Raw genomic sequence first — 12,599 nt, forward strand, 5'->3', positions numbered from 1 at the left:
GGGAAGAAGGGGGGTAGCTGCATCAATCGCCGACGCTCTGCATCTGGCGCTTCTCGTCATAGGCCTTGCGCGCCGCGTTGACCTGCGGCCGCGCGGAGACTTCCGGCACCGCCACATCCCACCAATGGCCGCCGGCGTCGGTGGAGACCAGCGGGTCGGTGTCGATGACCAGCACCGTGGTGCGGTCGTTCGTCCTGGCCTTCTGCAAGGCGTTTTCCAGGCCGGCGATCGACGGCACTTTCTCTGATATCGCGCCCATGCTCGCCGCATGCGCGGCGAAGTCGATGTCGGGCAGGATTTCGTGGCGCGAATCCTTCAGGAGATTGTTGAAGTTGGCGCCGCCGGTCGCCATCTGCAGCCGGTTGATGCAGCCATAGCCTCGGTTGTCGAGCAGCACGATAGTCAGCTTCAAACCCAGCATCACCGAAGTGGCGATCTCGGAATTCAGCATCAGATAGGAGCCGTCGCCGATCATGACGACGACTTCTTCGCCGGGCTTGGCCATCTTGGTGCCGAGCCCGCCGGCAATCTCGTAGCCCATCGTCGAGAAGCCGTATTCGGCATGGTAGGAACCCGGCGCGCCGGCCTGCCAAAGCTTGTGCAATTCGCCGGGCAGACCGCCGGCTGCATGCAACAAGGTCACGCCGGAGCCCATGGCCCGCTGCACGGCGCCGATCACTTGCGCGTCGGACGGGAAGGCGGCGTTGGTCGACGCCGTCACCTTGGCCGCGTCGGCCTGCCAGGCCTTCTTGCCCTTGGCCGCATTGTCGGTCCAGGCGGCAGGCGCCTTCCAGCCCTTCAGCGCGGCACCGAGTTCGGCCAGCCCCTCGGCCGCATCGGCGACCAGTGGCAGGGCGCGGTGCTTGCCGGCGTCGAAAGGTTGGACGTTGAGCCCGATGATGGTCTTGCCGGAATTCTTGAACAGCGCCCATGAGCCGGTGGTGAAGTCCTGCAGGCGCGTGCCGATGGCGAGCACGACATCGGCTTCTTCAGCCAGCCGGTTGGCCGCCGAGGTGCCGGTGACGCCAACCGCCGCCATGTTGAGCGGATGATCGTCCGGCAGCGAGGATTTGCCGCCTTGTGTCTCGCAGACCGGAATACCGGCGCCCTCGGCGAATTTGGCCAGCGCATCGGAGGCCTGCGAATAGAGAACGCCGCCGCCGGCGATCACCAGCGGCTTCTTGGCGCCCTTGAGTGCCGCCACAGCGGCGGCAAGCTCGTGGCGGTCCGGGCGTGGCCGGCGCTGGTGCCAGACCCGTTCGGCGAAGAAGCTCTCGGGATAGTCATAGGCTTCGGCCTGCACATCCTGGCAGAGCGACAGCGTCACCGGACCGCAATCGGCCGGATCGGTCAGCACCTGCATGGCGCGGTTCAGCGCCGGGATGATCTGCTCGGGCCGGGTGATGCGATCGAAATAGCGCGAGACCGGACGGAAGCAGTCATTGACCGTCGCCGTGCCGTCGGAAAAATCCTCGGCCTGCTGCAGAACCGGATCGGGAATGCGGTTGGCGAAGACGTCGCCGGGCAAAAACAGGACAGGCAACCTGTTTACATGCGCAAGTGCGGCAGCCGTCACCATGTTGAGCGCGCCGGGACCGATCGAAGAGGTCGCCGCCATGAAGCGGCTGCGGAAATTGGCCTTGGCATAGGCGATCGCCGCATGCGCCATCGCCTGTTCGTTGTGAGCGCGGAAGGTCGGCAATTCGTCGCGCACCTGGTAGAGCGCTTCGCCTATGCCAGCGACATTGCCGTGGCCGAAGATCGCCCAGACGCCACCGAAGATCGGCGTTTTCTTGCCGTCGATCTCGGTCATCTGGCGGGACAGGAAGCGGGTCAGCGCCTGCGCCATCGTCAGGCGGATTGTCTTGCTCATGGTGTTTTCCTCCGCAGTCCCAATGCCGCGCCTTCTTATGCCGCCTTGCGGCCGCGCGCGGCAAGCCACGCCTCGGTCAACTGTTCGAAGCGCGAGGCCATGTCGGCGACAGCCTCGTCATCCGACATCCTGCCGGCCAGCCACTCCTCAGCCGCATGGACGAAGATGGTGCGGCCGACGGCGAAACCCTTGACGATCGGCGCCTTGGCGGTGGCGGCGAAAGCTGCCTCCAACTCGTCCCGCGGCGCTTCCAGGCCAAGCAGCACGATGCCACGGCACCACGGATCATGCTTCAGGATCACCGCTTCGATCCTCGCCCAGGCGCCGCTCGACGCCTGCGGCTCGAGCTTCCACCAGTCCGGCTTGATGCCGAGCGCATAGAGCTCTTCCAGCGCGCGCGGAATGGTCGTGTCGTCGAGCTTGCCGTGCTTGCCGGCGATGATCTCGATGAGAAGTTCCCGGCCGACTTTCCGCGCCGCCTCGAACAGCGCGCGCAATTTCTGCTGCTGTTCTTCCTTCAAGGCCACCGGATCGTCGGGATGGTAGAAGCACAGGCACTTGATGCAGTGATCGACCGGCCATTCCACCAACTGCGAGCCGATATCCTGCGAGAATTCGAAGCGCAGCGGCCGCGAGCCCGGCAATTCGACAGGACGGCCGAGCCAGGAGAAGGGATGCCCGGCGAATTCGAACATCGCCTCGCGGCCATGTTTCTCGTCGATCAGCATGCCGTAGCCGTCACGGCCGGCAGCGACCTTCGCCGCTGCCTTGACCGCCAGCACCTTGAAATCGCGGATGCGCGCCGGATCGGCACCGGCCTTCGCCGCCACGTCCTCGAGCTGCACGCGGTGGTCGCAGGCGAGCGCCATCAGCGACGGGATGTCGCGCCGCCGGGTGGTTGCCCAATGGATATGGTTGATCGCCTCGTCCTTGCGCAGCGCCCTGTATTTGCTGCCGTTCTTGAGGAAGAACTGCAGCTCCTCGAAGGTCGGATATTCCGGCGCGCACAGCAGCCGCGACACGGCGAAGGCGCCGCAGGCATTGGCCCAGGTCGCTGCCGTCGCATGGTCTTCGCCACCCAGCCAGCCGCGCAGGAAGCCGGACATGAAGGCGTCGCCGGCGCCCAGCACATTGTAGATCTCGATCGGAAAACCCTTGCCGACGACACCGTCTTCCAGATCGTCGCTGATCGGTCCGTCATAGACGATGCAGCCCATGGCGCCGCGTTTCAGCACGATGGTGGCCGACGACAGCGCGCGGATCGTCTTCAGCGCGCTCAGGCAGTCGTCGGCGCCCGAGGCGATCATGATCTCTTCCTCGGTGCCGACGATGAGATCGCAATCGGGCAGAACCGTCTTCAGCTGGGCCGAGACCCGGTCCGATTTGACGTAGCGCTCGAAGCCTTCGGCATGGCCGGCGAGGCCCCACAGATTGGGCCGATAGTCGATGTCGAAGACAACCTTGCCGCCCTTGGCTTTCATGATGCGGATCGCCTTGCGCTGGGCGGCGTCGCTGTTGGGGCGCGAAAAATGCGTGCCGGTGACGACGATCGAACGCGCCGAGGCGATGAAGGCCTCGTCAATGTCTTCCGGCGCCAGCGCCATGTCGGCGCAGTCCGAACGGTAGAAGATCATCGGCGAAACGCCTTCGCTCTCGACCGAAAGCAGCACTAGGGCGGTCAGCCGCTCCTTGTCGGTCTTCAGCCCGTCGGTGTTGACGCCTTCACGCTTCAGCTGTTCGCGGATGAAGCGGCCCATCTGCTCGTCGCCGACACGCGTCAGCAGCGCCGAACGCAAGCCGAGCCGCGCCGTGCCGACCGAAATGTTGGCCGGGCAGCCACCGACCGACTTGGCGAAGGAGGTGATGTCCTCCAGCCGCGAGCCGATCTGCTGGCCATAGAGGTCGACGGAAGCGCGACCGATGGTGATGACGTCGAGCGGCACCTGTTTGGCGTCCACGGCTTCGCTCATTGGATCCTCCCGTCAGTCTTGTTGTCAGGAACAACATTGTTTGGGTAACACGCGCGAGCGGCAGCGTGGTGCCGGGAATATGAAATAATAATTCCAATCCATAGTCAATATGGAATGAGCATTCCTTCGTCTAAAATTGCCTGCCCGTGATCCCGAACCAAGGGACCGCGTAAGCGAAAAGTGGCTGCCGGTTTTCGGAAAAGATCATGGTCAAACAAGAAAGGGTGCCCGATCAGCCTTTGCGCTTGCGGCCCATATCGCGCCGCTTCTCGCCGACGCCGACGGTCAGCGCCATGGCCAGCGCCATCGTCGCCGACAGCGAACGGAAGCCGGCGAAATCCGCCTCGGCAACCTCGAACCAGACCCTGGCGAACTGGGCGAGTGGCGAAAACGAGCTGTCGGTGATGGCGACGATCGGCACGCCCTGTTCGGAAATGGTGCGTGCTTCCTCGATGGTGGCCGGCGCATAGGGCGAGAAGGAGATGGCGATGACGGCGTCCGCCGGCGTGGCGAAGGCGATCATCTCGGCGTTCAGGCCGGCGGCCGATTCGATCAACTGGTTGCGGATTTTCAGCTTGCCCAGCGCATAGGCGATATAGGTCGCCACCGGATAGGAGCGCCGCTTGGCCAAGACATAGATGGTCTGCGCCTTCGCCAGCAGCGAAATCGCGTCTTCCAGATGCGCGTCATCCAGCGTGCGCGAAATGTCGTCGAGCGAGGTGCTGGCGGCGGCGACGAATCCGTCGAAGATCGCCCGGTGGCCGGCGCCACCCTCGGCCTTGGCGCGCAGCGCCTGTAGCCGCTCGTCATAGGATGAGTTGCGCTCGCGCAGCCGCTCGCGGAACACTTGCTGCAGGCTGGTGAAGCCGTCGAAACCGAGCTGCTGGGCAAAGCGGATCAGGGTTGAGGGCTGCACGCCGGCCGAGGCGGCGATGCTGGCGGCGGTGCCAAAGGCGATGTCGTCGGGATTGTCGAGCGCGTAGGCGGCGATCTGGGCAATGCGCTTCGGCAGGCTTTCACGCCGGTCGAGGATGGTGGCGCGCAGCGTCTCGAAGTCGCGAGGTATCCGTTCGTCCATCGTCGGCCCGTCCAAGCTCATCCGTGAAGCGTCCTCTCTGCCCCATCATAGCGAGCCTGCGCAAGAACGCCATAAAAAATGAGGCAGACATTCCATTCTTGGAGAAAATGGACTAATTCATCCACGCAGTGCTTCAGGCAGCGGAGGAAACGGAAAATGGTTGGCGTCGGTCTTATCGGCACGGGTTTCATGGGCAAATGTCACGCCATCGCGTGGAGTGCCGTCGGCGCCGTCTTTCCGGATGTGGCCAAGCCCAGGCTCGTCCATCTCGGCGAGGTCAATGAGGAGCTTGCCCGGCGTAAGGCCGGCGAATTCGGCTTTGCCAAGGCCTCAGGCAACTGGCGCGCCGTCGTCAACGATCCCGAGGTCGACATCGTCTCCCTGACCACGCCCAACCAGTTCCATCCGGAAATGGCCATCGCCATCCTCCAGGCCGGCAAGCATCTGTGGTGCGAAAAGCCGATGGCGCCGAGCTTTGCCGAAGCCGAGGCGATGGCGGCAGCGGCCAGGACATCAGGCAAGGTCGCCGCGCTGGGCTACAACTATATCCAGAGCCCGGCCATCCGTCACATCGGCGCGCTGCTCCACGAGAACATCATCGGCGAGGTCAACCATCTGCGCATCGAGATGGATGAGGATTTCATGGCCGATCCCGAGGCACTGTTCTTCTGGAAGCACGAGGCCGCTTCCGGCTATGGCGCGCTCGACGATTTCGCCGTGCATCCGCTGTCGCTGGTCTCGGTCCTGTTCGGCCGCGTCGCCAGCGTCATCTGCGACATGGCCAAGCCCTATGCCGACCGCAAGCTCGCCGGCGGCGGACGCCGCACGGTCGAGACCTATGATATAGCGAGCGTCCTGATGCATCTGGAAAACGGCATTGCCGGCACGCTCCAGGTCAACCGCTCGGCCTGGGGCCGCAAGGGCCGCATCGCCATCCAGATATTCGGCTCCAAGGGCTCGATCCTGTTCGACCAGGAGCGGATGAACGAATTGCAGCTCTATCTCACCGCGGACCGCCCGACCGAACAGGGCTACCGCACCATCCTGGTGGCACCGCACCACAAGCCCTACGACGCCTTCCTGCCGGCGCCCGGCCATGGCCTGGGCTTCAACGACCTCAAGATCATTGAATGCCACGAATTGCTGACGCGGCTTGCCGGCGGGCCGGCGCGCCTCATCGAATTCGCCGAGGGACTGGAGATCGAGCGCACCGTGCATGCCATGGCACGCTCCTTCGAGGACAAGCGCTGGGTGGATGTGCGGTAGCTCCCTCTCGCCTTACCCGCCGACAGCCGGGGTCTCCCAGCCGTCCACCCAGATCTGTCGCAACCGATCGCCTTCGCCCTTGAACCGCAACCCGGTCGGCTGGCAATCCTCGATGCGGTCGCTGCGGAAATTGCGGATCGCCTGACGCAACTCGCACCAGGCGACGATGTTGGCGGTTTCGGCGTAGTAGATTAGCGCGATCGGGCGGATCAGGCGCTCGGAGGCGCGGCCAAGTTCGTCGCGGTAGGAGAGATCGAGCTTCTCCTCGTCGCGGATGGCGCGCCGCACCAGCGCCAGGTTGATCGTGCCAGCCGAGGGCGCGGAAAAACCCCAGGCATGCAGCGCATTGGCGTCGAATGTCTGGCGCAGCGGCGGCGGCACCGCGCCGGCGATCTTGCTGCTGACGCGCTTGGCCGCCTGCTTGAGCTCGTCGTCGCCCGTGCGCTCCAGCAGCGCCAGCGACAGCACGATCGCCTCCATCTCCTCGATCGAGAACATCAGCGGCGGCAGGTCGAAACCGGGGCGCAAGATATAGCCGATGCCGCGCCCGCCTTCGATCGGCACGCGCATCGCCTGAAGTGCGGCGATGTCGCGATAGATCGATCGGATCGTCACTTCCAAATGCTCGGCGATCATGGCGGCCGTCACCGGCTGCCGCGCCAGCCGCAGGATCTGGATGATCTCGAACAGGCGTGACGCCTTGCGCATTTTCCTCACCACGTTCCGGCCGCAACTGACACACCATTGTCAGTTGGGTCGACCTATAGGACTGCCTATCGAATTGAAAATCAACAGGTTCCGCTGCGGCTTGGTGGGACAAGGCGACAGGCAACTGACATGGGTTACGCGGAAAATCTCTGGCTTTTCTTTATCCTGCTGTTCGGCATCATCGCCGTTCCGGGCATGGACATGCTGTTCGTCTTGGCCAATGCACTGACCGGCGGCCGCGACAGGGGCCTGGCCGCGACCGGCGGCATCATGGTCGGCGGTATGGTGCACACGCTGAACGGGGCGATTGGCGTTGGCCTTCTCATGCATTTCGTGCCGATCCTGTTCAAGCCGCTGCTGATTGCCGGCGCCGCCTACATGGCCTTCATCGGCATCACGCTGATGCGCAGCTCCATAACCGTCGGTCATGACGGGCCCGTCGGCAGCCGCTCGGCGTGGAAGGCGTTTCGCCAGGGGCTGGTGACTTGCCTGATCAACCCGAAGGCCTATCTGTTCGTGCTTGCCGTCTATCCGCAGTTCCTCAAGCCGGACTACGGCCCGATCTGGGTGCAGGCGACCGTGATGGGGTTGATGACGGTGCTGACGCAGGCCGCGATCTATGGTGGGCTTGCCATTACCGCCGGGCGCAGCCGCAAGCTTTTGATCGCCAATCCGCGGGCGACCATTCTTGCCGGCCGGGCGGCCGGGCTGTTGCTCTTTGCGGTCTCGGTATTCACCGCCTGGGAAGGGCTGAGGGCGGCGTAATCTGCCCTTTGTTGGAGCATGATCTCTGGACAAACGGAAACCGTTTGTCCGAGAAAACCGGTTTCCACTTTTCGGGATCATGCTCCAGCGCCGCCCCTCCCACATCGTCATCGGATCAGGCGGCGCCCTGCCGGCTTTCCAGCATGGCGCGGCGTGCCGACCGGCGCCACTCGACGGCACCGGCAAGGCCGTGCAGCACGGTCTCGGTGGTCGCCCAGTCGATGCAGCCATCGGTGATGCTCTGGCCATAGACCAGCGGCTTGCCGGGCACCACGTCCTGCCGGCCGGCGACGAGATTGCTCTCGATCATCAGGCCGATAATGCGCTCGTCGCCCGCCGCCACCTGGCCGGCCACATCGGCCGCCACCTTCGGCTGGTTCTCCGGCTTCTTGGCCGAGTTGGCGTGGCTGACGTCGATCATCAGCCGCGGCGCGACACCGATGCGGGCGAGTTCGACCGAGGCCGCCTCGACGCTCGCCGCGTCATAGTTGGGCTGGACGCCGCCGCGCAGGATAACGTGGCAGTCCTCATTGCCTGTGGTCGTGGCGATGCCGCTGCGTCCGCCCTTGGTCACCGCCATGAAATGATGTGGCTGGGCGGCCGATTTCACCGCCTCCCCGGCGATCCTGAGATTGCCGTCGGTGCCGTTCTTAAAGCCGACCGGGCAGGACAGGCCCGAGGCCAGCTCGCGGTGGATCTGGCTCTCGGTCGTGCGCGCGCCGATGGCGCCCCAGGCGACGAGGTCGGCAATGTATTGCGGCGTGGTCATGTCGAGGAATTCGGTCGCCGCCGGCAGGCCGAGATTGTTGACGGCCGACAGCACATTGCGCGCCATCCGCAGCCCTTTGTCGATGTTGAAGCTGCCGTCGAGGTCGGGATCGTTGATCAGGCCCTTCCAGCCGACCGTTGTGCGCGGCTTCTCGAAATACACCCGCATGACGATCTCGAGCCGGTCGGACAGGGTCTCGCGCAGCGCCGCCAGACGGCTGGCATAGTCAACGGCCGCGACCGGATCGTGGATCGAACAAGGTCCGACGACGACAAGCAACCGGTCGTCGGTGCCGTTCAGAATAGCATGGATGGCGTTGCGTGAGGCGCTCACGGTGCGCGTCGCCGTCAGGGTGCGCGGGATCTCCCGCATCACCTGGTCCGGCGTGCTCAGTTCTCGGATTTCCTTGACCCGGAGGTCGTCTGTGGTGGTCAACACGGCTTTCTGCTCCTGTTAGGAGACCTGCCGGCTGAAACAAAAAAGCCGCCAGGTCTGGCGGCTGTTCGGATCTTGTTGCTGCAATCTTCAGATCGAGCGCAATCCTCCCGCCGCCAGCGAGCTGCTAAAGTACCAATAGGTGGCGGACAGGTGGATCATGCGGCTCATATAGTCGAAGCCGGGGCGTTTGTCACGTCCCCCTTGACGACTCCCGAAGGTCGAAGTCCCCGATTTCGTCATCCCTGGAGCAGCCGCGAAGCGGCGTCGCGAAGACCCTGGGATCCATTCCGTGACCTTGGCCGTGGAGCGCAGCTGAACAGAATTCTGCACCGCAGCGTTGCTCAAGAGTCCCGGCATGGGTCCCTTGGGGCTGCGGAGCAGTCCAAGGGATCTGCGCCGCGTCGCTTCGCCCCTTGCTCCGCCCATGGATGACGAAGTGAGGACCGTTTGCTCAGCTCGCTGCTACTCCGGCGACGACCCCGCAACACTCTGGTCGTAGTCGACCAACGACCCGGTCATGACGCCCGATTGCGGGCTGACCATGTAGCTGATCAGCCGCGCGAGCTGGTCCGGCTTGACCAACTGGCCCATCGGCTGCGCGGCCTCGGCCTTCGCCAGCCAGTCGTCCGGAGCGTCGTGCCATTTCTTCTGTACGATGTCCTCGCCCTCGGTATCCATCCAGCCCGGCAGCACGGCGTTGCAGCGGATGCGGTTGTAGCGATAGGCATTGGCGACGTTCTTGGTCAGCGTCATCAGCGCGCCCTTGCTGGTCGAATAGGGCGTCAGGAAGGACTGGCCGGCATGCGCCGACATCGACAGCACGTTGACGATCGAGCCCGGGGCCTTGCGCTCCAGCAGATGCGCGACCAGCCCCTGCATCAGGAAGAAGGGTCCGCGCACATTGGTTTCGAAGATCTGGTCGAAAAGCTCTTCCGTGGTTTCGACCAGTGAGCCGCGCGCCGAGGTGGCGGCGGCGTTGACCAGCGCGTTTAGCGTGCCGAAATGCGCGAGCGCGGTCGCCACCGCGCGCTTGCAGTCCGCCACCTTCGAAACGTCGGCGCTGATGAAGATCGCGTCGACGCCGGCCTTTCTGAAGTGGGCGACGGCCTTGTCCCCCTTCTCCTGCGACCGGCCGATGAGCGCCAATGCCCGGCAGCCTTCGTCGGCCAGCGCTTCGGCGACGGCGAAGCCGATGCCTTGCGCCCCGCCGGTAACGATGGCGCGTGTCTGTGAATTGCGATCGGCGGATGCGCTCATCGCTTTGCTCCTGTGGCTTGGGTCCGATTTCCGGTTCTTACTTGTCGAGACGAACGGTCTTGCCTGTCGTTGCCGACTTCAGCGCCGCATCCGCTAGCTTCAGCGCCACCAGGCCGTCGGCGCCGCTCGGCGCCGCCTTCTTGCCGGACGTCGCGGCGGCGATGAACGAGGCGATCTCGATGGCATAGGCGTCGAGATAGCGGGTCATGAAGAAATCGTGCAGCGGTGGGCGCGTATAGCCCTTCTCATTGGCCAGTTCGATCGACACCGGCCGCTGGTTTTCCGCCGCGATCATGCCTTTTGAACCATGCACCTCGATGCGCTGGTCGTAGCCATAGGTGGCGCGGCGCGAATTGGAGATGACGGCCTGCTTGCCGGAAGCCGTCTCCAGGATGACGCTGACGCTATCGAAATCCCCGGCCTCGCCAATCTTCTTGTCGACCAGCACCGAAGCGTGCGCGGAGACCGCCACCGGCTCCTCGCCGAGCAGGAAGCGCGCCATGTCGAAATCATGGATGGTCATGTCGCGGAAGATGCCGCCCGAGCGCTTGATGTAGTCGATCGGCGGCGCACCCGGATCGCGCGAGGTGATGGTGACCATCTCAACCGTGCCGATGGCGCCGTCGTCGATTGCCTTGCGCACGGCGGCGAAGTGGGGATCGAAGCGGCGGTTGAAGCCGACCATCAGCGTCGCCTTGGCCTTCTCGACCACGGCCAGGCATTTCTCGACGCGCTTGACGTTCAGGTCGATCGGCTTCTCGCAGAAGATTGCCTTGCCGGCCTTGGCGAAACGCTCGATCAGATCGGCATGGGTGTCGGTCGGCGTGCAGATGACGACGGCGTCGATATCCTTGGATTTCTCGATGGCGTCGATGGTGCGCACCTCGGCGCCATAGGCACTCGCCAGCTCTTTTGCCGCCTTCTCGAAGGCATCGGCCACCGCCACCAGTTTTGCATCGGGGTTGGAGCCGACAGCGCGGGCGTGGACCTTGCCGATGCGGCCGGCACCGAGGAGGGCGAAACGAACAGTCATGGATATTTCCTCTGAGGGATGGGTTCGAGAGAGTTGTGTCCGCACCTTCCCGTCAGGGAAAGGTGGCTGGGGTATTTTCCTGGCGCGGCAGATCGTCCCGGAAGCGGGTGACCCCTCCCGCCTAGGCCGCGAGTTCCGCCTCCCCGGTCTTGGCGCCGGTGATGTAGGACACGATGTCCTGGCCGTCCGTGTTTTCCTTGCGCAGATTGGCGACGATGCGGCCGCGCCGGAACACCACGATGCGGTCGCACAGGTCGAACACCTGGCGCATATTGTGGCTGATCAGGATCAGCGGCTCGCCATTGTCCTTCAGCGTGCGGATGATGTTTTCGACCTGCGCCGTCTCCTGCACGCCGAGTGCGGCGGTCGGCTCGTCCATGATGATCAGCTTGGAGGCGAAGGTCGCGGTCCGGGCGATCGCCACGCACTGGCGCTGGCCGCCGGACATGTGGCGGATGGTGTTGGAAAGGTTGGGGATCTTCACCGCGGTGCGCACCAGCGCCGCTTCGGTCGCCTTGCGCATGTATTTGCGGTCGAGGATCGAGAAAGGTCCGAGATTGAACAGCACCTTTTCGCGACCGAGGAAAAGGTTCGACGGCACGTCGAGATCGTCGGCCAGCGCCAGGTTCTGGAACACCGTCTCGATGCCGGCCTCGCGCGCCGCGATCGGGCCGGTGAAATTCACCTCCTTGCCGTCGAACCAGATCTGGCCGCTGGTACGTTGCTCGACAGCGGTGATCTGGCGCACGAAGGTCGATTTGCCTGCGCCATTGTCGCCCATGATGGCGACATGCTCGCCCTTGCGCAGCTCGAAGTTGGCGCCTTCCAGCGCATGCACGCCGCCATAGCGCTTGGTCAGGTTTTCGGTTTTCAACACGATGTCTGACATGGTCAAGCCCTCAATGCCCGCAGGCGTTGGCGCCACTGGTCGAGAACGACCGCACCGACGATGATCACGCCCTTGACCATCTCTTGGTAGTAGGCGTCGAGGCGCAGGAAGGTGAAGCCGGAGATGATGACGCCGAAGATCAGCGAGCCGATCACCGTGCCGATGATCGAGCCGCGGCCGCCCGACAGCGAGACGCCGCCTATGACCGCCATGGCGATGGCGTCGAGTTCGTACATCACGCCCATGCCGGCCTGGGCGGTGAGGTTCTTGGAGCAGAGCACCACGGCGGCGAGCGAGGCGAGAATGCCGGCGATGACATAGACCAGGATCTTGTGGTTGGCGATCTTGATGCCGGACATGCGTGCGGCATCCTCATTGGACCCAATTGCGTAACAATGCTTGCCGTAGCGTGTGTAGGTCATGATGAGCTGGAACAGCACGGCCAGCGACAGGAAGATGATGACGGGCATCAGGCCCTTGCCGATCGCCGCGAAACTGTCGGTGGGAAACGAGATCGGCTGGCCCTTCGACCACCATTTGGCGATGCCGCGCG

11 protein-coding genes are annotated in these 12,599 nt (G+C 64.2%); 2 read left to right on the forward strand and 9 right to left on the reverse strand.

The genetic code is table 11. The features are described 5' to 3' along the window. Window positions 1-22 precede the first annotated feature (22 nt). From iolD to CK228_RS30650, 3 genes are all read right to left on the reverse strand, one after another. Window positions 23-1,873, reverse strand: a complete 1,851-nt coding sequence (gene iolD, locus CK228_RS30640; RefSeq protein ID WP_095790244.1) for a 3D-(3,5/4)-trihydroxycyclohexane-1,2-dione acylhydrolase (decyclizing) — start codon at window positions 1,871-1,873, stop codon at window positions 23-25. A 35-nt stretch (window positions 1,874-1,908) separates the two neighbouring features. After that, window positions 1,909-3,843: a 5-dehydro-2-deoxygluconokinase gene (gene iolC / locus CK228_RS30645; RefSeq protein ID WP_095790245.1), complete on the reverse strand. Its 1,935-nt coding sequence runs from the start codon at window positions 3,841-3,843 to the stop codon at window positions 1,909-1,911. A 232-nt stretch (window positions 3,844-4,075) separates the two neighbouring features. After that, complete coding sequence (locus CK228_RS30650; RefSeq protein WP_179296099.1) at window positions 4,076-4,921, reverse strand: MurR/RpiR family transcriptional regulator; 846 nt, start codon at window positions 4,919-4,921, stop codon at window positions 4,076-4,078. Window positions 4,922-5,077: 156 nt separating this feature from the next. Here CK228_RS30650 and CK228_RS30655 point away from each other — a divergent pair, with 156 nt between their 5' ends. Then, a complete protein-coding gene (locus CK228_RS30655; RefSeq protein WP_095790246.1) occupies window positions 5,078-6,187 on the forward strand; it encodes a Gfo/Idh/MocA family oxidoreductase in 1,110 nt (369 codons plus the stop codon). Window positions 6,188-6,199: 12 nt separating this feature from the next. On the opposite strand, the gene CK228_RS30660 is transcribed toward CK228_RS30655, so the two are convergent. Next, window positions 6,200-6,895: a YafY family protein gene (locus tag CK228_RS30660; protein WP_095790247.1), complete on the reverse strand. Its 696-nt coding sequence runs from the start codon at window positions 6,893-6,895 to the stop codon at window positions 6,200-6,202. A 129-nt stretch (window positions 6,896-7,024) separates the two neighbouring features. On the opposite strand from CK228_RS30660, the gene CK228_RS30665 reads away from it, so the two are divergent. Then, window positions 7,025-7,660: a LysE family translocator gene (locus CK228_RS30665; protein WP_095773124.1), complete on the forward strand. Its 636-nt coding sequence runs from the start codon at window positions 7,025-7,027 to the stop codon at window positions 7,658-7,660. A gap of 115 nt (window positions 7,661-7,775) precedes the next feature. Here the strand turns inward: CK228_RS30665 and CK228_RS30670 are convergent, their stop codons facing one another. The 5 genes from CK228_RS30670 to CK228_RS30690 all read right to left on the reverse strand — a co-directional run. Beyond that, window positions 7,776-8,867: a 3-deoxy-7-phosphoheptulonate synthase gene (locus CK228_RS30670; protein ID WP_010912860.1), complete on the reverse strand. Its 1,092-nt coding sequence runs from the start codon at window positions 8,865-8,867 to the stop codon at window positions 7,776-7,778. A gap of 462 nt (window positions 8,868-9,329) precedes the next feature. After that, window positions 9,330-10,124 carry an SDR family oxidoreductase gene (locus CK228_RS30675; RefSeq protein WP_095790248.1) on the reverse strand — a complete coding sequence of 265 codons (795 nt, stop codon included), beginning with the start codon at window positions 10,122-10,124 and terminating at the stop codon, window positions 9,330-9,332. Window positions 10,125-10,161: 37 nt separating this feature from the next. Beyond that, entirely contained in the window at window positions 10,162-11,157 is a 996-nt protein-coding gene (gene iolG, locus CK228_RS30680; RefSeq protein WP_010912862.1) for an inositol 2-dehydrogenase, read from the reverse strand. A gap of 121 nt (window positions 11,158-11,278) precedes the next feature. After that, on the reverse strand, window positions 11,279-12,046 hold the full coding sequence (locus CK228_RS30685; RefSeq protein ID WP_095771480.1) for an ATP-binding cassette domain-containing protein: 768 nt from the start codon (window positions 12,044-12,046) through the stop codon (window positions 11,279-11,281). A gap of 2 nt (window positions 12,047-12,048) precedes the next feature. Next, a partial coding sequence (locus tag CK228_RS30690) for an ABC transporter permease (RefSeq protein ID WP_143750636.1) occupies window positions 12,049-12,599 on the reverse strand: 551 nt, incomplete at its 5' end.

It is taken from the genome of Mesorhizobium sp. WSM4312, assembly GCF_002294875.1.
Taxonomy (GTDB): Bacteria; Pseudomonadota; Alphaproteobacteria; order Rhizobiales; family Rhizobiaceae; genus Mesorhizobium.

Coding starts and splice junctions, on each gene's coding strand:
- CK228_RS30675 (WP_095790248.1), bottom strand. CDS start 10,124: ATGAGCGCATCCGCCGATCGCAATTCACAGACACGCGCCATCGTTACC.
- CK228_RS30650 (WP_179296099.1), bottom strand. CDS start 4,921: ATGGACGAACGGATACCTCGCGACTTCGAGACGCTGCGCGCCACCATC.
- iolC (WP_095790245.1), bottom strand. CDS start 3,843: ATGAGCGAAGCCGTGGACGCCAAACAGGTGCCGCTCGACGTCATCACC.
- CK228_RS30655 (WP_095790246.1), top strand. CDS start 5,078: ATGGTTGGCGTCGGTCTTATCGGCACGGGTTTCATGGGCAAATGTCAC.
- CK228_RS30665 (WP_095773124.1), top strand. CDS start 7,025: ATGGGTTACGCGGAAAATCTCTGGCTTTTCTTTATCCTGCTGTTCGGC.
- iolD (WP_095790244.1), bottom strand. CDS start 1,873: ATGAGCAAGACAATCCGCCTGACGATGGCGCAGGCGCTGACCCGCTTC.
- iolG (WP_010912862.1), bottom strand. CDS start 11,157: ATGACTGTTCGTTTCGCCCTCCTCGGTGCCGGCCGCATCGGCAAGGTC.
- CK228_RS30685 (WP_095771480.1), bottom strand. CDS start 12,046: ATGTCAGACATCGTGTTGAAAACCGAAAACCTGACCAAGCGCTATGGC.
- CK228_RS30660 (WP_095790247.1), bottom strand. CDS start 6,895: ATGCGCAAGGCGTCACGCCTGTTCGAGATCATCCAGATCCTGCGGCTG.